We start from the raw sequence: 21349 nt of genomic DNA on the forward strand, positions 1-21349 counted from the left end.
GTCAGCCGCGGGCGGTGTCCCGTGCCGAATCCACCAGAGATGGGTTGGTTGGGGCGGAGCCGTCGTAGGTGAACACCAGCCGGGCCGGGATCTCTCCCGAGAGCACGTCGTCAACCGCTTCGTTGACGTTCTCGAGGCTGCGCGGCATCGCGACGACCCGGGTGCGACCGGCGGCATGCAGCGCGAAGACCTCGACGAGATCCTGCCGGGTGCCGACGATCGATCCGATGATCGAGATGCCTTTGAGCACGGTGTCGAAGACCGGCACGGTCAGGGCGCCGTCGGCGGGCAGCGAGACAAGGATGAGCCGGCCTCCTCTGTTGAGTGATGCGAACGCCTGCGCGAACACGGTAGGGGCGACGGCTAGCACCACGGCCACGTCGGCGCCGCCGACATGCGTCAGCGCCTGAACGGGATCGACATCGAGAGCGTTGACCACATGGTCGGCGCCGAGCTCGAGAGCGAGTTCGAGCTTCGCGTCAGTCACGTCGATCGCTGTGACCTGGGCACCGACCAGGCGTGCATACTGCACCGCCAGGTGGCCGAGCCCGCCGACACCGAAGACGGCGACGCGTTCGCCGGGAACGACTTTCGCCGCCTTGATCGCCGCGTAGGTGGTGACACCGGCACAGGTCAGCGGAGCGGCGTCGAACGGCGAGACGTCGTCAGGGACGGGAACGGCGAACCGGGCGTCGGCGAGCGCGTACTCCGCGTATCCGCCGTCGACGGCATAGCCGGTGTTGCGCTGCTGCTCGCAGAGGTTCTCACGTCCGTCGATGCAGTACCGGCACTCACCGCAGGCGTAACCGAGCCACGGCATCGCGACCCTCTGACCGACCGTGCGGGCGCGGACACCATCACCGAGTTGCTCGATGATTCCGACGCCCTCGTGACCGGGAACGAAGGGAAGGTCGGGCTTGACCGGCCAGTCCCCGCGGATGGCATGAATGTCGGTGTGACAGAGGCCGCATGCCTCCAACCGCACCAGCACCTGCCCGGGACCCGGACGGGGAACAGGACGGTCCTCGATGATGAGGGGCTTGTCGAAAGCAATGGCGACCGCTGCACGCATGGGGTTCTCCTTCAGATGACGTGCAGTCAGTCTCGACGCCACCGCCCTTTCATGGATGGGCACAAGGTCCCGCCGCGACCGTCCACGGGTCTTTCGTCCCTACAGCACAGGCGCGATACCGCGCACCCTGGGAGCACACCGTCGGGAGGCATCATGAAGCATTGGATCCGCGTCACTCTCACCACTCTGACCTCGACGATCGGCCTCACCGCGATCGCGGGAGGAACCGCGCTGCTGGTCGGTTCGTTCGCGAACGAGGAATCCGAAGCGATCGTGCCGGATCGTGCGTTCCTCGGCGACAGTCCGTTCACCTCATATGTGGTGCCCGGCGTGCTTCTGGCGGTCGTCGTCGGCGGAACCCACCTGGCCGCCGCAGTCCTGGTCGGCCGCCGCGCGTCAGCAGCACCGGTCGCTGTCGCTGTCGCCGGATTCGGGCTGCTCATCTGGATCTTCGTGCAAATGATGTTCATCCCGTTCAGCGTGCTGCAGGCCCTCTACTTCGCGGGTGGTCTGGCCGAACTCGGGCTGCTGATGCTCGGCCTCGGCCTGTTCACGCCGGCCCGCACGACGGCGCGTGTTTCGGGTGGCCGTTGACCATGGACACCTTCCTGCGTTTCCTGGGCGCGACCGATACGGTCACCGGCTCCCGCTACCTGCTCGAGACGCCGGCGGGGCGCATCCTGGTGGACTGCGGCCTGTTCCAGGGCTACAAGACGCTCCGTGAACGCAACTGGAAACCGTTCGCCGTGGACCCGGCGTCGATCGACGCAGTCCTCATCACCCATGCGCATCTCGACCACACCGGATATCTGCCCGCGCTGGTGCGTGACGGGTTCCGCGGCACGATCCACGCCACCCACGGCACCACCGATCTCAGTCGGCTGATCCTCCCGGACAGCGGCCGGCTGTTGGAAGAACAGGCGTCGTTCGCCACTCGTCATCACACCTCCAAGCACGAGACGCCGCGCCCGCTGTACACGGAGCAGGACGCGCTCACCGCGCTGGAGCGGTTCCGGAGCCACCGGTTCGACGACCAGGTGCCGCTCGGCAACGGCGTCTCCGCCCGTTTCGTGCCGGCTGGGCATATTCTCGGCGCCGCTCAAGTGCATGTGGACGCGCAGGGCGCTCGCGTGCACCTCACCGGCGACCTCGGCCGGCAGGACGACCCGCTGATGCAGCCGCCGCGTGCTCTCGAAGAGACCGACGTGCTAGTCACCGAGTCGACCTACGGCAACCGGACGCATCCGCTCGAGGACCCGTCAACACCGCTCGGGGAGATCATCACCCGGGTCTGTTCCCGTGGAGGCGTGGTTCTTCTTCCGGCGTTCGCGGTTGGCCGCGCCGAGTCTCTGCTGCTGCACCTCTCACGTCTTCGCCGTCGTGGCGAGATCCCGGACGTCCCCGTCTACCTCAACAGTCCGATGGCGGTGAACGCGTCGGACATTTACGGGCGCTATCCGCAGGAGCAACGCATTTCCTCCCACGAGTTCAAGGCCATGTACTCGCTGGCGACATTGGTGCGGACGGTCGACGAGTCCAAGCTCCTCAACCTACGTGGCGGACCCGCCGTCATCATCTCCGCCAGCGGGATGCTCGAGGGCGGACGGATTCTTCATCACATTGTCGCCTACGGGTCCGATCCGCGGAACGCGATCGTGCTCACCGGTTTCCAGGCCGGCGGGACACGAGGAGCAGCCCTGCAACGCGGCGAAAGGACACTTCGCATCTACGGTAGGGATGTCTCGATCCGCGCTGAGGTCCTCACCCTGCAGACGCTGTCGGCGCACGCCGATGCATCGCAGATCCTGGACTGGCTGCGGGCGTCCCCGACACCCCCAAAGGTCACGTTCGTCACCCACGGCGAACCCGACGCGTCCGACGCGCTGCGCCGGCGCATCCAGAACACCCTCGGCTGGACGGCTCATGTTCCCGACCTCGGCGAGACGGTCAACGTCACCGAGATCGCCCGCAGCTGAAGCGCCGTGGTCACCCCGCGGCTTGCGGTGACTTCGCCGTGAAGCGCGCCGCACGCCGCCCCACCCGATGCTGGTACCCGCGCCGGCGCAGTGCAGCGCTCGGTGGCCGCTGGGCGGCGCGGGCGAAGAACCAGGCCTTCGCGAACTCGACGAGCACCAGGTATGCCACGATCATCCCGACGACCGCGAGCAGGAACGGCAGCGGGATGGGCGCGAAGCCGAGCACACCGGCAAGCGGAGAGAACGGCAACCACGCACCCACCGCCACCACGCTCAGCGACGCAAGAACTAGGGCGAGGGATGGTCTGCTGCGGAAGAACGGCACCCGGCGGGTGCGGATGGCGAAGATGATCAGGGTCTGGGTGGCGATCGACTCGATGAACCAGCCGGTGCGGAACTCCGCGGGGGCCGCGCTGAACACGAAGATCATCAGCGCGAACGTCGCGAAGTCGAAGAGGGAACTGATCGGGCCGAACAGCAGCATGAACCGTCGGATGTACGCGATGTCCCAATGCGCGGGCGCCTGCAGTTGCTCCCGATCGACGCGATCGGTCGGGATGGCGAGCTGACCGGTGTCGTAGAGGAGGTTGTTCAGCAGGATCTGGCCGGGGAGCATCGGCAGGAACGGCAGCACGATCGACGCGATCGACGCGCTGAACATGTTCCCGAAGTTGCTCGACGTCCCCATCAGCACGTATTTGATGGTATTCGCGAAGATCCGGCGCCCCTCCATCACACCGTCCGCCAGCACGCTCAGGTCCTTGTCGAGAAGCAGCACGTCGGCCGCGTCCTTCGCCACGTCGGCGGCAGACTCGACGGAGATGCCGATGTCTGCCCTGTGAAGGGCCAGGGCGTCGTTGACCCCATCGCCGAGGAAGCCGACTGCCCGCCCCTTCTGCCGGAGTTGGGTGATGATGCGCGCCTTCTGCTCGGGGGAAACCCGGGCGAAGATGGTCGCCTGCTTGGCGGCGTCGGCGAGCTCGTCATCGTTCAGACGATCGATGTCGTCACCGACCAGCGTGCCGCCGGACGTCATGCCAAGGTCGGCGCAGACCTTCTCGGCGACCTTCGCGTTGTCGCCTGTCGCGATCTTGACAGCGATTCCGAGCTCCGCGAGGCGTTCCAGCGAAGCGCTTGCGTCCGCTTTCGGCCGGTCGACGAAGACCAGCAGACCGACGAGGGTGAGCCCGTGCTCGTCGTCCGGTGTGAGACGAGAGCCAGGGACGGCATCCCGCACCGCAACGGCCACGACCCGGGCGCCCGCCTCGTACTGTGTGTCGAGCACGCTCTGCGCCGCGGGAGGAATTGCGACGCAGCGACGCATCAGGTCCTCGGGCGCTCCCTTGCTGACCAGCCGGGTTCGGCCGTCGGCCCCGGTAATGAGCACGCTGGTCATCCTGCGCTCATGGTCGAACGGCAGCGTGGCGAGCTTGCGGTGCCCCGCCGGGTCGAATCCGCCGGCAACGTCGCTCTCCCACAGGGACGTGTCGAGCGCGTTGAGCCCGACGGTCGATGGGCCCGCGACGGAGTAGTCGGTCTCCGTGGCGAGAAGCCCCAGTTCAACGACGTCGCCGCTCGTGCTGACACCGTCGACCGCTATACCGGATGTGAAACTGATGCGCCCCTCGGTGAGGGTGCCGGTCTTATCAGTCACCAGCATGTCCAGATCGCCGAGATCCTCGATGCAGACCAGCCGTTTCACCAGAACGCGGCGCTTCGCGAGGGCACGCGAACCGGTGGCCAGGCTCGTGCTGACGACCGCCGGCAGAAGTTGCGGGGTTATTCCGACCGCGATCGCCAGCGAGAAGAGCAACGACTCGATAAGAGGCCTCTGCAGTAACAGGTTCGCGACGAAAATCACGGTGGTGAGCACGAGAGCGACCTCAAGCAGAAGAAGCGAGAACCGACCGAGACCGCGCTGGAACTCCGTCTGCGGCTGCTGCGTGCCGAGTCCGACGGCGATCCGGCCGAACTCCGTGTTCGGTCCGGTCGCCACCACCACGCCCGTTCCTCCCCCCGACTGCACCACGGTTCCCATGAGGACACAGCTCGAGAGGTCGCCGAGTGCCGCCCCGGCGGGCGTCGGCTGCGGACTCTTGGCCACCGGAAGCGATTCGCCAGTGACGATGCTCTCATCGCAGAGCAGGTCGTCGGCGACGAGCAACCGGATGTCAGCGGGGACGACGCTGCCCACGGCGAGCGCCACCACGTCGCCTGGAACAAGGTCGACGACATCGACACTGCGGCGAGCACCGTCCCGCGTTACGACCGCGTTGTAACGCACCCGGTCGTGCAACGCGTCGGCGGCCCGTTCGGCACGGAACTCGTTGACGAACCCGAGTCCGACACTGACGACCAAGATGACGAAGATGATGACGGAGTTCGCGGCGTCCCCCACGAAGGCCGAGACGATCGCGGTGACGAGCAGGAGCAGCAGGATCGGGCTCTTAAGCTGACGGCCAAGGACACGCCACGGCCGGGCACGGTGGCCACGGATCGCGTTCGGGCCGACGGTCGCGAGGCGTGCCGCCGCTTCCGACGACGACAACCCTTCCGGGCCGGAGCCCACCCGTTCGAGGACCTCGCCTTGCGGTCGCGCGGCAGCATCGCGGAGAGCGTCCGGTGCGGTGGTCGCGGCCGGAGCGGATTCGCGAACCACCACGCTCAGCCCTGCACCGACGCGAGATTCCACTGCGCGGCACCGGAGCTTTTCACCTCGAAGGTGTGGGCCTCCCCTGCCGCCGAAGAGCAACGCAGCAGCCAGCCGGTGACGATGGCGGGGTGCGGGTGCGACCCGTCGGGCGTGGGCTGGGTGCGTCCGAGAGCTATCGGTGTCTCGTCGACATAGAACGGGGTCCCGTGCCAGATCAGCCGGACGGGCACATCCTGTTCCAGCACCATGTTGACGCGCTCCTTCACCGGCGTGTCAGTCATGATGCTCGCCTTCCGGGCCGACGACGATCACCGGGCTCACCAGTTCGAGGATCACTCCGTGCGAGACCGAGCCGAGCCAGGCGCGTCTCCATCTACCGAGCCGGCGGCTGCCGACGACGACGGCGGTAGCCGTTCTTCCCGCCTCGCGCAGGGCGATGACGGGTTCACCGTGCACCAGCACCGACTCGATCGTCAGCCCGGCGTGCCGCCGGCCCACGGTTCGCACCCGGTCGTCGAGCAGTTCGCGACGCGCCCGATCGGTGGATTCCACGAAGTCGTCATCCGGGACCGCGGTCGGCTGCCACGCCAACGGCTCCAACCAGGCATGCACGATCGTCAACGGTTCACCACGGCGCGACGCCTCCCGTGCCGCGAACTCGAGTGCATGGTCGCCGACACTCGTGCCGTCGATGCCGACGACGATGCCAACCCGCCGCGGCTCGTCCGGGTCGGTCGCAGGGACGATCGCGACCGGACCGTTGGCCGCGGCCGCCAGCCGAGCCCCGAACGACCAGCCGAAGCGGGCACGCGGGCCAGTGCGACGCTCGGTGCCGACCACGACGAGAGTGCGCGGCGACGTTTCCGCGAACAGCGCATCGAGCGGATCAGCAACGAGCACGCTGCTGCGCACCGCCAGCTGCGGCGCGGTGATGCGCAGTTGCGCGATCCTCACGTCAAGACGTTCCTGCTCCTGCGCTTCGTACACCGGGTCGAGGGCCTCAACGTCGCCCAGATACACACCACTGTCGACAACATCGATGATCGTAATTGTTCCGTTGCGTCCGGACTCACGTTCGACCGCCCACGCCAGGGCCGCGTCGGCTGCCATCGTCGCGTTCCAGCAGACGACGGTTCGCTCCGTCATCGTGTGCTCCTCACTTGTCGACTGATTCCATTCGTCTAATCGCGGTCGGGGCGCTCGGTCGACGGGTACGTTCGCGGTTGTATCAGTCATCGTGGTCTTCCTCCGGTCCAACGACGATGGTCGGGCTGACCAGTTCAAGAATCATTCCGTGAGAGACCGAGCCGAGCCACGCACGCTTCCAATCGCCGAGGCGGCGACTGCCGACCACCAGAGCCGATGCTGATCGGGCGGCGTCCCGGAGCGCGATCACGGGCTCACCGTGCACCAACATGGATTCAACCGTCAGACTGGCATAGTGCGCGGATATACTCTGCACGCGGTCGTCGAGCAGTTCCCGACGTGCCCGGCGCATCGCTTCCAGGAAGTCATCGTCGGGTTTCGCGGTCGGATACCAGGCCAACGGCTCCTGCCACGCGTGAACGATCGTCAGCTGTTCGCCGCGGAGCGAGGCTTCCCGTGCCGCGAAGTCAAGGGCACGATCGCCAACCGGTGTGCCGTCGACGCCAACCACAATCCCCGTTCGTGGGGGCTCGTCAGGAACACTTTGCGGCACGATCGCGACGGGGCCGGACGCACCGGCGGCCAGGCGCGCACCGAACGACCACCCGTAGCGGGCGCGTGGCGCCGTCCTCCGTTTCGTCCCGACGATGACCAGGACGTTCGGTCCCGTCTCGGCAAACAGCAACTCCACGGGGTCACCCTTCACCACTGCGCTGCGCACGTCGACGTTGGGCCAGGTCGTGCGCACACGCCTGATCGCTCCCTCGAGCTCAACCTCTTGGGCTTCGAACGCGCGGTCGAACGCGTCGTCGTCACCCAAGTACGTTCCAGCGTCGACCACGTCTATAACGGTGACCGTGCCACCGTGGAGCGCTTCCCGCGCGCTTCCCCAGGACAATGCGGCATCGGCCGCGGGGCTTCCGTTCCAACAGACGACGGTTCGCTCAGTCATCGGTGCGTTCCTCACCCATTGATCGGTTTCGCACGACGGCGACAGGACAGCTCAGGTTGAGGAGGACATCGTGGCCGACCGAACCGAGGAGCACTCGCTTTGCTCCGTGTCGGCCGCGGCTGCCGACCACGAGCAGCCGCCGTCCGACCGACGCGTTGATCAGAGCGACCGGCGGCGACGCTTCGATGATTCGCTTGTCCACCCGCAGTCCGGGATAGGACTGCCGCACGGATTCGGCTGCGGCCTCCATGATGTGCTGGCGTCGGTCGCCCAACGATCTCTCGGGTACGAGCCCGGCGAGGAGCGGGTTGGAACTGTACCCGCCGCAGACAATGGTCAACGATTGCCGGTGAGCGACGGCTTCGTCGGCGGCGAACCACAGAGCGGTCTCGGCGGGCAGATCGCCGTCGACACCCACAACGATCCCGTCGCCCGCACCTGCCCAGTCATGGGGCACGACGACGACCGTGCAGGCCGCAGTCGACGCGACCCGCAGGGCCAGGCTGCCATGGAAGGCATCGGCCACGTCACGGGTGCGACGCGCGCCGATCACGAGCATGTCCGTGTCGTAGGAGGTTCGATCGAGTTCATCGGCAACGTGGCCGTACGCCCACCGCGTCGTCAGCTCGGTTCGCCCCTCGGGGACGGTGTCGAGTCGGCGCCGCGCATACCGGACCGCGTTGTCCAGCAAGGCTTGCGCCGCCGCGGTGAGAAGGCGGCCGGGGCCCGGATCGTGGTCTCCCCAGGAACGCTCGATCACGGTGAGCAACTCGATCCGGGCGTCCGTGTGAAGCGCGCGCTCGACGGCCCACGCGATCGGTGCTCGATGCGCGAGGTCTCCATCCACCGCGACGACGATGCTCTCGTTCACCACGACCTCCGATGCTCTGACAACCAGTGAGGTCAGTGTGCGACGGATGCGTCGGCGTGAGCAGTGTCCAAAGTCCTACGGGATCCGCGCCGCTACGGCGTCTGTGGGGATGCCTTGTGCTCCAGATGCAGGATCGCCGCCTGGGTGCGGTGTTCGAGACCGAGCTTGGCGAGCAGCGAACTGACGTAGTTCTTCACCGTCTTCTCGGCGAGCCCCAGTCGCTCGGCGATCTGTCGGTTGGTGAGCCCGTCGGCGATCAGCGCGAGAATCTGGTGCTCGCGGAGCCCGAGACTGTCGAACGTGGGGTCGTGCTGCGACCGCTTGAGCTGTGCGACCATCTTGCTGCTCACCGATGGGTCGATCAGCTGTTTTCCGGCGGCAGCTGCGCGCACCGCCTCGAGCAGCTTCGACGCCCGAATGTCCTTGATCACGTAACCGGCGGCTCCGGCGATCACGGCGGATCGCAACGCCTCCTCGTCATCGTAGGCAGTGAGCATCAAGCACGCCACCTGTGGACTTGATTGCCGCACGTCACGGCAGACGTCGATGCCGCTGCCATCCGGAAGGCGCACGTCGAGCACGGCCACATCCGGCATGGTGGCTGGGATGCGTGCTCGCGCTTCCCGAGCGGTAGACGCCTCACCCACCACCTCGATGTCGGGTTCCGCGTCGAGGAGCGCGGCGATACCCCGTCGGACGACTTCGTGGTCATCGAGCAGGAACACACGGATCAGCGAGGCGGTCATGCGACGTTCATTCCTTTCGCCGCAACGGTACCGACCAGGTGAGTCGGGTGCCGTGCGAATCCGAATCGATCTCGAGGGTTCCGCCATGGCGTTCGGCACGCTCCGCCCCGTTGCGCAGCCCGCTGCGCCGGGTGGCGTCGCCGATCCCGACCCCGTCGTCCTCGATGACCACCATGACCTCGCCCGCGGTCGCGTCAACCATGACCGCGGCTGTTTCGGCGTGCGCGTGCCGTGCGACATTGGTCAGCGCTTCCCGCACGAACGCGACGACATCGTCGGCGATTTCACCGTCGACCACCAGGTCGAGGGGGCCGCTGAAGGCGAGCGTCGCGGGCTGGGCGAGGCCGGGGCTCAGCTGGTCGGCGAGGTCAATCAGCTGATGACGCAGACTGTTCGCGTTGTCAGTGTCTGCGCGGTGCGACAGGGCGAAGATGATGGTGCGGATCTGGGTGATCGCGGCGTCGAGCGTGCCAACGGTCGTCTCGATCCGGTCGGCGACCCGGCCGCGCCCGGCCTCTGCCTGGATGCTCTGCAGGTCCAGGCCGGCGGCGAACAGCTGTTGGATCACGTGATCGTGGAGGTCTCGCGCGATGCGGGTGCGATCCTCCAGCAGCAGCATGCGTTGCCGATCGGCGCGTGCGGCCGCCAGTTCCATCGCGAGCCCCGCCTGCCCGGCGATGTCGGCAACGCGTTCGAGTTCGAAGGTGGAGTAGCCGGGAGCACCTCGCGTGCGCATGGCGAGGAGCACGGAGGTCGCCGCTCCCGCGGCCGGCAAGGGCACGATGATGGCGCCGCCCGGCCGCCAGTCGGCGTCGGAGAAGGCGTCACCGTCGAGGGCGTCGACTCGTTGCGGCTGCGCGCTCTCGAGCGCTCCGCGAAGGAGGACGCTGTCCAGCGGGCGCTCCGCACCATCCAGCCCCACACCGTGTCGACCACGCGCAAGGATGACGGTGACCCGCTCGGCCGATGGCTCCGCGGTGAGCACGCACACCAGATCGGAAGTGGTGAGTCGCTCCACATGCTCGACCAGTTCAACGAGGGCGTCCCCGGCGTCGCCGGAGAGGAGCGCCGACGTAACCTCGGCGGACGCTGCGCTCCACGCCTGCCGGGCCTCCGTCTCGGCGAAAAGTCGAGCATTGTCGATCGCGAACCCTGCGGTGCCGGCCAACGCTTTGACCAGCTGCTCGTCCTCGTGCGTGAAACTGCCGTCGATGTGATTGGTCAGGTAGAGGTTGCCGTAGACGGAATCGCGCACCCGGATCGGCACCCCAAGAAACGAATCCATGGCCGGGTGCCCGACAGGGAAACCGGCCGACCTGCTGTCGGCGGCGATATCGTCGAGCCGGATGGGTCTGGGGTCGTCGATCAGCGCACCAAGCAAGCCATGCCCTTCGGGGAGATGGCCGATCTGATCGACCTCCCGCGGGCTCATCCCAACGTGGATGAACTGTTCCAGACCGCCCTGCTGGGCGATCACGCCGAGCGCCCCGTATCGTGCCCCCACTAACTCAACGGCGGCGTCGATGATCGTGCGCAGCACCGTCGGCAGGTCGAGATGCGAAACCACAGCCTGATTCGCGCGCACGAGGGCCCGCAGCCGCCCCTGAGTCTTCATCACCTCGCGGGCACGCTCGACCAAGTCCTGCAGGGCGCGGTCCAGTTCACCCCGCGGCGCATCAGGAAACGTGATCGCGTCGTCGTCAGGCACCAGCAGTCCTGTCCGTTCGCCGGTCGCGGGGAGAGCGGCCAGGTCTCAACAAAAGGTGGGTACGCATTTGCTCGAAGTCTAGCCACGCCAGGTCACGTTGCTATGGGCGGACTTTAAGCACCATCGACCCTGACACGTGCCCCGCGCGCAGGTCCGTCAGCGCGTCGGCAAGACGATTGAAGTCGACCGGGGTGACAGTCGGCCGCAGGCCCAGATTCCGGGCCGCGCGGAGAAACCGCGCACCGTCCTCCCGCGTGTTCGCGGTGACGGTTCGCAGGTCGCGTTCGTGGAACAGTGTCGACGAGTAGTCGAGCTGCGGAATGTCCGTCATGTGGATGCCGGCGAGCGCGACGGTGCCGCCCGGCTTCGTCGCGGCCAGCGCGACGGGTACGAGCCCTCCGGCCGGGGCGAAGACAATCGCGGAGTCCAGCGGTTCCGGCGGTTGCTCGGCCTCGGCGCCGACGAAGGCGACCCCCAACGTGCGGGCGAGCTCCCGGTTCTGCTCACCGCGCGTCATGGCGAAGACACGGGCTCCGGCCGCCATTGCCAGCTGGGCGGTCACGTGCGCGCTGGAACCGAACCCGTAGATGCCGAGCACTCCCCCCGCGGGCAGATTAGCCCGGTGCAGGGCGCGGAACCCAATGATGCCGGCGCACAGCAGAGGTGCGAGCTCGACCAGATCGACATCGGAGGGCAGCGGGTAGGCGTAGGCCTCGGGTACGGTCGCGTACTCAGCGAACCCGCCGTCGGCATCCCAACCGGTGTACTCGGACCGAGGGCAAAGATTCTCCGCGCCCGCACGGCACCACTCACACACACCGCAGGTGCGCCGGAGCCAGGCGATGCCCACCAGGTCGCCGTCCACCAGCGTGGACACCACGGCGCCCGTACCGACCACCCGGCCGATCGCTTGATGGCCCGGAACGACGCCCGGCCGGTGCACCGGGATGTCGTGATCGACGACATGGAGGTCGGTGCGGCAGATCCCGCACACCATGATCTCCACGAGCACCTCGTCACCCGCGGGAACGGGACGGTCCCGCTCCACCTGCTCGATCGTGCCGGCGTTCTCGCCGGCCGCCCACGCCCGCATCCGATCACCCATGACGGCCTCCCTTCGACGCACCCGAGTCAACACCGCCGGCGGCGGTGCATCGAGGGCGAAAGTCCCGCGGGACTTTCGGCACTTCGCCACGGTGAACGGCGAGGAGACACTCAAGGGATGACGGGTCAACACGACGTGGTGAACAGAACAACGGTCGTCGGAGTCGATGGGTCGGCGTCGGCGATGCGGGCTCTCGACTGGGCGGCGGACCGAGTGGCAACGCGAGGAGGTCGGCTCGAGATCCTCTGCGTGGTCGATCTCGCGTTCGGCGCCGCCCTGTACGGACCGCGTTTCGATCCTGTCGCCAACGCCAGCCTCATCCTCACCCGGATTGAGGCGGCGGTCCGCGGCCGACATCCGGGGCTCGATCTCACGACCCGCTGGAGCGACGGGCGCCCTGCCCATGAACTCATCCGCCGCAGCATGGACGCGGCTCTCCTTGTCGTCGGCACGGACAAGACGCCCGGCCGGGCGGGTCCACGCATCGGCACGCTACCGCTGACCGTCGCGGGCAAAGCCGGATGTCCCGTCGCCGTGATCCCCGACCTCGGCCACACTGAACGCCACGACGTGGTCGTCGGAATCGACGCATCTGCCGAGGCAATGAGCGCCCTGGCGCTCGGGGTGCGGGAGGCGAGCTGGGCCGACGACGATGTCATCGCACTGCATGCCTGGAGCGTCCCACCCGTTCTGCGACGAGATCTCACTCCCGACATCCATCCGGACCCTCGGTTCGAAGACGCTGAACAGCAGATCGTGCTCGACGCGATCCATGAACTCGGGCCGACCGAGGCGGTGCGCATCGTGCCGGAGATCGTGCGACTGAACGCCGCGCACGCGCTGGTGGAGCGCGCCAGCCGCGCCCGACTGCTCGTCGTGGGCAGTCGAGGACGAGGCCGCATCCGGTCGGCAATGCTCGGCTCGGTCAGCCACGACGTGCTGACGAACATCACCAGTCCGGTGATCGTCGTCGGAGACGACTACGACTTCGTCACCAACGAAGTCGACGACAGCATCGAGGAGGACTGGTGAGCATGGACACGATCATTGCCGCGGTGGACGGATCCGTTCCGAGTCGTGCCGCCGTCCGCTGGGCGGCGGGAGAAGCTGTCTCCTGGGGGGCCCAACTCGTGCTCGTCCACGTCGTGGACGACGAATGGGGCACCATCAGCGACCGAATGGTGAGCGAAGTCAGCACGTCGGCTGAACGGCTGCTCGAGACCGACCTCGCGTACGCATTGAGCCTCGAGGAAGATCTCGCCGTCAGTGCGCTGCTGCTCGAGGGCAGCCCCATGTGGGAGCTGTCGCGTTTGTCGACCGCCGACACTCTGATCGCTGTCGGCACCCACAAGTCAGGCTTCCACTACGGGCGCGCCTTCGGCTCCCGCAGTCTCCAGCTCGCGAATCTCGCATCCGGATCCATCGCCATCATCCCCGAATCCGCCGTACGGTTCCGCCGCGGGGTCGTCGCCGGCGTCGATGAAACGCCCGCAGGAATCGCGGCGATCGATTGCGCCGCCGAGGAGGCCGTGCGCCGCGGCGCAGAACTCACCCTGGTGAGGGCGTCGACGCAACTGCCATGGAGCAGCACCGACAGCGAAGAACGCCACGACTGGCAAGAGTGGACCGACGACGCCGCCCGAAAGACCCTCGCAACGGCCGTCGAACGGGTGCGCGAACGCTGCCCAAAGACCATCATCCGCAGTCGGGTCGTCCGCCGGCCCGCCGGTGCTGCGCTCAACGAACTGGCCAGAACCGCCGAGCTGCTGATCATCGGCGACTCCCGCCGGCCGGGAGCCCAGCCCGGCACCCTGGGGTCCGTCGCCTACGACGTACTCCTCAACCTGACCTCGCCCGCGATCGTCGTTCACGCACCAGAACCCGCACGTACCGGCCGTGCCGCCGAATCCGACGACATACAGAAGGAAGGGACACATCATGCCATCCGATGATGAAGTCGTCCGCGACTTGGACACCGCAGAATGCTGGGAACGGCTGAAGGAGACCAGTCTCGGGCGCCTGGCAATCGACGTGCACGGAGACGTCGACATCTTCCCCGTGAACTTCTATGCCGACGGGAGCACCCTCCTGCTCCGCACCGCCCCAGGAACGAAGCTCCTCGCGCTCACCGTGCACGACCAGGTCGCCTTCGAAACCGACGCGAACACCGCCGACAACGCCTGGAGCGTCGTCGTCAAGGGGCGCGCGCGGCAACTGGAGTTGCAGGCCGAGATCGACGAGGCCGATCGCGCTCCCCTCACACCGTGGATCCCCACCCTGAAGTTCCGCTACGTGCGGATCGAACCCGACTCGATCACCGGCCGCACCTTCATGCGGCTACCCGAGCCCGACCGGTACTGACGTACCGAGTGACCTTTGACCCTGCAGCAAACGCATGAACCACGGGAGGCTTGAACCATGAACGACAACCCCTCACGTGAACCGCAACTCGACGACCGGATCCACTCCGGAGGCCGCATCGTGGTCGGCGTCGACGGATCCGCCACGTCGATCAGCGCGCTCCGCAGGGCAGCACACATCGCCGAAGGCTTGCACTGCAACCTTGTCGGGGTGACGGTGTGGCAGTTCCCGCAATCCTGGCCCGGCTATCAGAACAACGGCTGGTCGCCCGAAAACGACGCGAAGAGCATCGCTTCCGACGCTGCCGACGCCGTGTTTGGCGGACAGCCCCCTGACTGGTATTCGAGTGTTGTTCGCGAAGGTTCACCCACACGTCAGTTGCTCAACGAAAGCACCGGAGCCGAAATGCTCGTCGTCGGCAGCCGCGGTCTCGGCGGCTTCGCCGGCCTTCTACTCGGCTCGGTCAGCTCGGCCTGTGCTGCCCATGCGACCTGCCCAGTGCTCGTGGTTCACCCGAAACAAGAGAAAGCGACGAAATGAAGGCAATGATCGTCTACGAGTCAATGTTCGGCAACACCCGGATTGTTGCTGAAGCGATCGCGGAGGGGCTTCGCGAGACGATGGAAGTCGTGCTCCTGCCCGTCTCGGACGCGCCCGAGTCGACCGCGGATGTCGACCTCCTGATCGCCGGCGCACCCACCCACGTCCACGGTCTGAGCCGACCCGCGTCGCGCATGGAAGCCGGCCAATGGGCCGACGATCCCGATAAACACCTCACCCTCGAGCCGAACGCACAAGGCATCGGGATGCGCGAATGGGTCGAAAGCTGCGTCGACGTCGCACCCCGGTTCGCCGCCTTCGACACCCGTGCGGACATCGCCAAAATGCTGAGCGGCTCCGCCGGTGCAAAGATCGACAAATCATTACGCTCCCTCGGATCGACCCGCTTGCAGGGCCCCGAGAGCTTCCTCGTGAACAAAGCAACACATCTGGAGGGCGGTGAAGCTGCCCGGGCGCGCGACTGGGGGGAAGGGCTTGGCATCGCCCTACTGATTGCGCAGCGGATGGGACACACCGGCGCAACCGCAGGATGACCGCGAAGAAAGGTAGCTGTGTGCCGCGGTTGGGACCGGTTTCAGCGACCGAGCTCGTCGCCCAGAGGGCCCTGCCTGCACAGGCTTTTGTCACCCACAAATTCACGTTCGACGATGTTGAGGACGCCTACGACGTGTTCGGAAACGCCGCAGAGCACGACGCCCTCAAAGTTCTGATCCGCAACTGATGCGCGACTCCTCGAGGGAACTTCGACCCGTGCCAGGGTCTTGTCTGGGCCCCTAGCGAGGCCTTGAAGGGCAGCTGCCGGCGGCAGGCAGCCAGAGCCGGACCAGCCAATCGCGCCAAGAACTGAGGCGACATATGTACGACCGTATTGAATCCCTCGGCAGGGAGACGCCAGAACGAAAGATGGCACGTGCAACCGCTCTCCGGGCGATGCTCGACCGCTCCCCCGAGACTGATCCCAACCGTTTCGATAGGGCGCAAGACGCATACCTGGCAGAGCCCGACGGTGTCGCCGAGTGACGTCACTGGACGAGCAGGCTATACCTGCGTAAGACGCAGGCCAGCTCCCTGCATTCCCGGTGGCGGGTTGCCGCGTATCTCGCGGGGGGCGGGATGCGCGGCCTATTCATCGCGATGAGTGGACAGCTAACGGTTGCTTCCGGCAATCAAAATCGCCGCCGTATCGTTGGCGCGAGCCATCCGACACTGGCATACCCACCCGTACGAGCGTTAGGTCGGCGCGTGCTCGGTTCACGTCAAGCAATGACCGAGTGGAGCCGCAAGCGGCACGGCGCCCGCTAGCTTTCCGCCTGCCTGGCCAACCGATCGTAGTTCGCTCCCACGGGCTGCGTTCCGGGCTTTCGCGGCATATCCTCACTCGCTTACGCTCCCTCCGGTATTCCACGTCCCGGCACTCCGCCCGCTCCCGCTCTCGATCGATCCCCTTGCCAGACAGGCGAACAAGAACAGTTGATCGGAGAGACGAAATGAGCGACACCACCACTGCGGTTGCGGGCACCATTGAACACCTCGACCCGCACACCCTGACCATCGAAACCAACGTGCGGCCCTCCGCACCCATCACACCCGCGTTCGTGCAGAGCATCCGCGAGAACGGAGTCCTCACGCCGGTGCTCGGACATCTCGACGACCAGGGCATCGTCACCGTGCGTGCGGGACAGCGTCGGGTCTTCGCCGCCCGCGAGGCAGGACTCGCCACCATCCCCGTCTACCTCGTGGACACCGAAGACGTGACAGCGGAACGGATCGTGCAACAGATGGTCGAGAACGATCAGCGCGAAGCCCTCACCGACGGCGACCGTGCCGCCGCGTTCCAGCAACTCGCCTTCGAAGGACTCACCGTCACGGCAATCGCCAGACGGACCGGAACCAAGCCGAAGGAGGTCAAGACTGCCCTGGCGGTGGTCGAGAACGAGGTTGCGGCGAGCGCAATCCACGAGCACCAGCTGACCCTGGACCAGGCGGCGGTGCTGATCGAGTTCGACGTCGACGACGAGCTCCGCGCCGACCTGATCCGCGTCGCGACCACGGATCCGGCCCAGTTCGCGCACGCGGCGCAGAGGGCACGTGACGAGAAAGCGCGGGCCAAGGCCAAGGCGGATACGGAAGGCGACCTGGTGGGACGCGGCTACCTGATCCTCGACAGCGATCCCGGCTACTACGACACCACCTACACCCGCATTAGCGAACTGCTCACCGCCGACGACCAGCGGGTCACCGTCGAGAACATTGAGAATTTGGGAGGCCGCGCCGCCCACGTTCGCGTCTACGCCGACGGTGACGCAAACGTCACTTACTTCGTCCAGAACGCGAAGGCGGCTGGGTTCCACAGCTACGGCGGTACCCAGTCCAAGTCCGGCCAGATGACGGACGAGGAGAAGGCCGAGCGGCGCACCCTGATCGCCAACAACAAGGCGTGGGGATCCGCCGAGATCGTCCGCCGGGAATGGCTCACCACGCTCCTCTCCCGCAAAACCCTCCCCAAGGACGCGGCGATCGCGATCGCCAAGGGACTCACCATCCACAGGCAGGCGATCAGCTCCGCCACCCGAGACGGGAACGATCTCGCCCACCGACTACTCGGAATGGAGCCGTCCGGCCACTTCGAGAACGACAAGCTCACGGCATTGATCGAGCAGACCCCGGCCAAAGCTCAGCACGTCGCCCTCGCGGTCGTGCTCGGAGCGTGCGAATCCGTCACCAGCAAGCAGACCTGGCGGTACCCGACATCCACCGACGCCGACTACTTCACCCTGCTCGCGAGCTGGGGGTACAGCCTCAGCGACGTCGAGCAGATCGTGAGCGTCAACAAGACCACCGAAGCTGACGGAGACCTTGCTTCACTCGGCGCGCAACCTGGGGCAGTCGACTGACCACCACCGGACGAAGCGGGCCCCGTGCACACAGGGCCCGCTTCTCCTATGCACGATCAGGACACTTCGTGGGCCGGAAACCCAACCATCGACGGCCCGACGATCGGACCTCCCCGCTGGGCTACCCGGTTGAAGGCCAGGAACCGTACACACGCCGTCTCGGCCGTCAGAGCGGCGAGCCGGCCGATCGGAGTGCGCGGATCCGCGGCGATCGCCCACCCATCCACGGCATACCGGCTCACCATCTCGACGCACTGCCGCTTCTCCTCCGCCGACGGGCTCGTTGAGCCGACCACCCCGATCAGTCCGCCCTGCAGTTCCGGACCCATGTTTCTCGTATCGATGACGAATACCCGCATGATGATCACTCCCCTTGGTCAATCGTTTTGTTTGCCTTTCCGGCGGGGAGATCTGTGGCGAGAGGGAGGGGCGTAAGTGCCTGGACCGTGGAATACCGGAGGGAGCGTAAGCGAGTGAGGATATGCCGCGAAAGCCCGGCACGGAAGCCGCGGGAACGAGCTACGATCGGGCGGCGGAAAGACACACAAACCGGCAAGGACAGCGCCGCCACCGGCGGCTCAAATAGACCCTTCAGGTTGTTGACGCACCCGGGCTGATCCTGCCGATCTCCGACGCCCCCGACCGGTCTATCTGCCATGAGATCGGCTGCGCTGCAAGGAGAGACCTGACGAGCTACAGGTGAGGTTTGACCTCTAGCGCGTGTTGTCAAAGTGGTGGGCGAGGGCTTTGCCAAGCGGAATCACTGGGTGTGTCGTCGGGAGCCTGTCGCCTGGGATGTGACTGCTGTTGCGCTTCTGAGTGGCCCAATGTCAGCGATCGATGATCATCGGCGGAGTGACTGGGGTGGCTATCTTCATGACGATCTCTCCTGCCGGTTCGTTCATACCGGGGAGTCCTTCGACCGTGTGTCCTGGGTCCGGCTAAACACGGGGTATCCGGGATTCGAACTTGATTGTCGAAGAGATCGTCGAAGATACGGATCGCGCGGCCTTCCGTTCGCATGTCACGAGGCAACGGCGCGAGGGCTTGGATCACTTCGAGTGTGCGAGTTTCGGTCTACGAGGTGACAATGTCACGCGAACCCGACGGCGCACCCGCCTATGCTGTGACTGTGGCGACAAAACCGCGCGTACTCGTCGCCGAGGACGATCTCGAACTCGCCGGGATGCTCACCGAACTCCTCGAGTCAGAGGGATACGAGGTGACCGTCGCGAGCGACGGCCAAAAAGCCTTACACCTGGGTCTGACACAACCATTCGACGTCGTGCTCCTCGACCGGGGTCTGCCGGTTCTGGACGGATTGGATGTCCTGCGGAGTATCCGACAGCAGGGAATTACTTCTCCAGTCCTTGTGCTTTCGGCGCTCGGCAACCCAGCCCACCGTGTCGAAGGGTTGGATAGCGGCGCTGAGGACTATATGGCCAAGCCGTTCGATATCGACGAGCTTTTCGCCCGTTTGCGGGTCCTGCGTCGACGCGGAACGGTCACTGCTCCGTCGATTCGGTTTGCCGGCGGCATTCTCGATACCGGCAACCGAACGGTCATTCTCGACACAGACGAACGCACCGTCCTATCCGAGCGCGAGTCCGCACTTCTCGAGCAGCTCGGTCGCCGACCCACACAGGTCTTCTCGCGCGCCATGCTCCTTGACACGGTGTTCGCCGATGCCGACGATCCTGGCGTCGTCGATACGTACGTGCACCATCTGCGCAAGAAGCTCGGCTGGTCCCTGATTGAAACGGTGCGCGGCCTCGGTTATCGGATGGGCGGGCTGGGATGACCGCCTCCGACGACCAGGAGATGCGTACCGCGGCCAGACGCCTCGCCATCCAATTCGCCGCGATCATCCTCGTCCTGTTCGCGCTGCTTGGCGTGGTCATAGTCGTCGTGGTTTCCACCGGCCAAGCTGAAGCTGCCAAACGCACACTCGCCGACGCATCGATGATCGACTCAGTCCATGACGCGCCCAGCAATCTCCTGATCACGGTCGTCCCCCTGACTGGCGACAACAGCAGCACGGCGCCTGAGAATGATGGAGATCCGGGGCAAGGCAGGCAAAGCTCACCAAGAATGCCCGCCGGACTTCCGGACGAAGCCGCAATCGCTCGCGTAGCCCGGGGCGGACCCCCCGAATCCGAGTCGATCGACGCAGGCGGCCAGAGCTATCTAACCCAGACCGACGTCCGGCGGGGCAAGGTCGTGCAGATCTCATACGGGCTTGGTGAGCAGAAGGAAGAACTCACACGCCTCCTCGTTGCGCTGGTTATCTCAGGGGCAATCGCCGCCGTACTAGCCGCAGGTGTCGGAGTGTTCATCGCCCGACGGGCAATGCGTCCGCTCGCCGACGCGCTAGCTCTACAACGACGCTTCGTCGCCGATGCCAGCCACGAACTGCGAACCCCGTTGACCTTGCTGAGCACCCGCGCCCAGTTGTTACGCCGCCGCATTCGAGGTTCCGATTCACCCATCCCCCAACCAGTGATCACCGGGGCAGACGAACTCGTCGACGACAGCAAAGCACTGACGGAGATCGTCGAAGACCTCCTGACCGCAGCAGACCCTCGGCAAGACGCCGAGAGCGAGCGCGTCGACCTCGGCGAGCTGGCAGCCACCGTCGCTGCCGCCATTCAAGGGCGCGCGCACGAGCGCGGCGTCGCCGTCACGGCGTCACACACGGGGAACCCGATCGTGGCCGGCGCCAGTGTCTCGCTGCGCAGAATGATCGTCGCCCTCGTCGACAACGCCGTTGACCACGCGGCATCCACTGTCACCATCGAATGCACGCGCGAACACGACGAAGTGGTCGTCGCCGTCAGCGACGACGGACCCGGTTTCACCGTCGGCTCCGAAAGGCGGGTGTTCGAACGCTTCGCTTCAGCGCGCGCAGAGTCAGACGAGCACACCAGCCGGCGACACTACGGGCTCGGTCTCGCGCTCGTCTTGGAGGTTGTCACCCGCCACGGTGGAGTCGTGACGGCGACGAACGACGGCCCGGACGGTGGCGGCCAGGTGACCGTGCGAATGCCTGCCGTTCCCTGAATACAACGGTCGTGTTGGTGTTGGTAGGGAGTCGTGGGTTCACGTTCTAAAACGGGTCACACGTTACACAATCGCGGTGGTGCCGAGAGAGCGCCGATGGCAAATCGGCTGGCGCCGTTGAAGAATCCCTCCTCCACCAGCTTGGCCGCTCCGAATGTTGGGACGTGCAGCACCGACCCCTGCGACCAGCCCGCCCTGTCCGGGCCCGGGTCCCGGTGTTGCACGTCAGCGCCGTGCGCAAATC

Annotated in this window: 21 protein-coding genes; 11 read left to right on the forward strand and 10 right to left on the reverse strand. The window is 66.2% G+C overall.

Annotated elements, in window-relative coordinates; genetic code table 11:
• Position 1: 1 nt before the first annotated feature.
• Positions 2–1072 (reverse strand): alcohol dehydrogenase catalytic domain-containing protein, encoded by a 1071-nt coding sequence (locus PKE84_RS10465; RefSeq protein WP_271177187.1) that lies wholly within the window; start codon positions 1070–1072, stop codon positions 2–4.
• 153 nt (positions 1073–1225) lie between these two features.
• On the opposite strand from PKE84_RS10465, the gene PKE84_RS10470 reads away from it, so the two are divergent.
• Positions 1226–1666, forward strand: a complete 441-nt coding sequence (locus tag PKE84_RS10470) for a hypothetical protein (protein ID WP_271177188.1) — start codon at positions 1226–1228, stop codon at positions 1664–1666.
• Between the two features lie 2 nt (positions 1667–1668).
• Entirely contained in the window at positions 1669–3048 is a 1380-nt protein-coding gene (locus PKE84_RS10475) for an MBL fold metallo-hydrolase RNA specificity domain-containing protein (protein WP_271177263.1), read from the forward strand.
• A gap of 10 nt (positions 3049–3058) precedes the next feature.
• Here the strand turns inward: PKE84_RS10475 and mgtA are convergent, their stop codons facing one another.
• The 8 genes from mgtA to PKE84_RS10515 all read right to left on the reverse strand — a co-directional run bounded on the left by mgtA (position 3059) and on the right by PKE84_RS10515 (position 12229).
• Complete coding sequence (gene mgtA / locus PKE84_RS10480; RefSeq protein WP_271177189.1) at positions 3059–5710, reverse strand: magnesium-translocating P-type ATPase; 2652 nt, start codon at positions 5708–5710, stop codon at positions 3059–3061.
• 2 nt (positions 5711–5712) lie between these two features.
• On the reverse strand, positions 5713–5982 hold the full coding sequence (locus PKE84_RS10485; protein WP_271177190.1) for a hypothetical protein: 270 nt from the start codon (positions 5980–5982) through the stop codon (positions 5713–5715).
• Entirely contained in the window at positions 5975–6847 is an 873-nt protein-coding gene (locus PKE84_RS10490; RefSeq protein ID WP_271177191.1) for a universal stress protein, read from the reverse strand. Before PKE84_RS10490 ends, PKE84_RS10485 begins: the two co-directional genes overlap by 8 nt.
• Before the next feature lie 82 nt (positions 6848–6929).
• Positions 6930–7799 carry a universal stress protein gene (locus PKE84_RS10495; RefSeq protein ID WP_271177192.1) on the reverse strand — a complete coding sequence of 290 codons (870 nt, stop codon included), beginning with the start codon at positions 7797–7799 and terminating at the stop codon, positions 6930–6932.
• Positions 7792–8670, reverse strand: a complete 879-nt coding sequence (locus tag PKE84_RS10500) for a universal stress protein (protein WP_271177193.1) — start codon at positions 8668–8670, stop codon at positions 7792–7794. The genes PKE84_RS10495 and PKE84_RS10500 overlap by 8 nt, the downstream gene beginning before the upstream one ends.
• Before the next feature lie 92 nt (positions 8671–8762).
• Positions 8763–9416 carry a response regulator gene (locus tag PKE84_RS10505; protein WP_271177194.1) on the reverse strand — a complete coding sequence of 218 codons (654 nt, stop codon included), beginning with the start codon at positions 9414–9416 and terminating at the stop codon, positions 8763–8765.
• 7 nt (positions 9417–9423) lie between these two features.
• Positions 9424–11124, reverse strand: a complete 1701-nt coding sequence (locus tag PKE84_RS10510; protein ID WP_271177195.1) for a GAF domain-containing sensor histidine kinase — start codon at positions 11122–11124, stop codon at positions 9424–9426.
• Positions 11125–11224: 100 nt separating this feature from the next.
• Positions 11225–12229 carry a zinc-binding alcohol dehydrogenase family protein gene (locus PKE84_RS10515; RefSeq protein ID WP_271177196.1) on the reverse strand — a complete coding sequence of 335 codons (1005 nt, stop codon included), beginning with the start codon at positions 12227–12229 and terminating at the stop codon, positions 11225–11227.
• A 117-nt stretch (positions 12230–12346) separates the two neighbouring features.
• Between PKE84_RS10515 and PKE84_RS10520 the strand changes: the two genes are divergently transcribed.
• The 7 genes from PKE84_RS10520 (at position 12347) to PKE84_RS10550 (ending at position 18045) form a co-directional block, all read left to right on the forward strand.
• Entirely contained in the window at positions 12347–13261 is a 915-nt protein-coding gene (locus PKE84_RS10520; protein ID WP_271177197.1) for a universal stress protein, read from the forward strand.
• Between the two features lie 2 nt (positions 13262–13263).
• Positions 13264–14181: a universal stress protein gene (locus PKE84_RS10525; RefSeq protein ID WP_271177264.1), complete on the forward strand. Its 918-nt coding sequence runs from the start codon at positions 13264–13266 to the stop codon at positions 14179–14181.
• Entirely contained in the window at positions 14168–14590 is a 423-nt protein-coding gene (locus tag PKE84_RS10530) for a pyridoxamine 5'-phosphate oxidase family protein (RefSeq protein ID WP_271177198.1), read from the forward strand. Before PKE84_RS10525 ends, PKE84_RS10530 begins: the two co-directional genes overlap by 14 nt.
• Positions 14591–14647: 57 nt before the next feature.
• Positions 14648–15130: a universal stress protein gene (locus PKE84_RS10535; RefSeq protein ID WP_271177199.1), complete on the forward strand. Its 483-nt coding sequence runs from the start codon at positions 14648–14650 to the stop codon at positions 15128–15130.
• On the forward strand, positions 15127–15684 hold the full coding sequence (locus PKE84_RS10540) for a flavodoxin family protein (protein WP_271177200.1): 558 nt from the start codon (positions 15127–15129) through the stop codon (positions 15682–15684). Before PKE84_RS10535 ends, PKE84_RS10540 begins: the two co-directional genes overlap by 4 nt.
• Positions 15681–15872, forward strand: coding sequence for a hypothetical protein (locus tag PKE84_RS19530; RefSeq protein ID WP_309297486.1), 192 nt, complete (start codon positions 15681–15683; stop codon positions 15870–15872). Before PKE84_RS10540 ends, PKE84_RS19530 begins: the two co-directional genes overlap by 4 nt.
• Before the next feature lie 766 nt (positions 15873–16638).
• Positions 16639–18045 carry a ParB/RepB/Spo0J family partition protein gene (locus tag PKE84_RS10550; RefSeq protein WP_271177201.1) on the forward strand — a complete coding sequence of 469 codons (1407 nt, stop codon included), beginning with the start codon at positions 16639–16641 and terminating at the stop codon, positions 18043–18045.
• 56 nt (positions 18046–18101) lie between these two features.
• Here the strand turns inward: PKE84_RS10550 and PKE84_RS10555 are convergent, their stop codons facing one another.
• A complete protein-coding gene (locus PKE84_RS10555) occupies positions 18102–18413 on the reverse strand; it encodes a hypothetical protein (RefSeq protein ID WP_271177202.1) in 312 nt (103 codons plus the stop codon).
• 722 nt (positions 18414–19135) lie between these two features.
• On the opposite strand from PKE84_RS10555, the gene PKE84_RS10560 reads away from it, so the two are divergent.
• On the forward strand, positions 19136–19846 hold the full coding sequence (locus PKE84_RS10560; protein WP_271177203.1) for a response regulator transcription factor: 711 nt from the start codon (positions 19136–19138) through the stop codon (positions 19844–19846).
• Positions 19843–21105 carry a sensor histidine kinase gene (locus PKE84_RS10565; RefSeq protein WP_271177204.1) on the forward strand — a complete coding sequence of 421 codons (1263 nt, stop codon included), beginning with the start codon at positions 19843–19845 and terminating at the stop codon, positions 21103–21105. The genes PKE84_RS10560 and PKE84_RS10565 overlap by 4 nt, the downstream gene beginning before the upstream one ends.
• Positions 21106–21349: the final 244 nt, after the last annotated feature.

The sequence above is a fragment of the Leifsonia poae genome, assembly GCF_027921845.1.
GTDB classification, from domain to species: domain Bacteria; phylum Actinomycetota; class Actinomycetes; order Actinomycetales; family Microbacteriaceae; genus Leifsonia; species Leifsonia poae.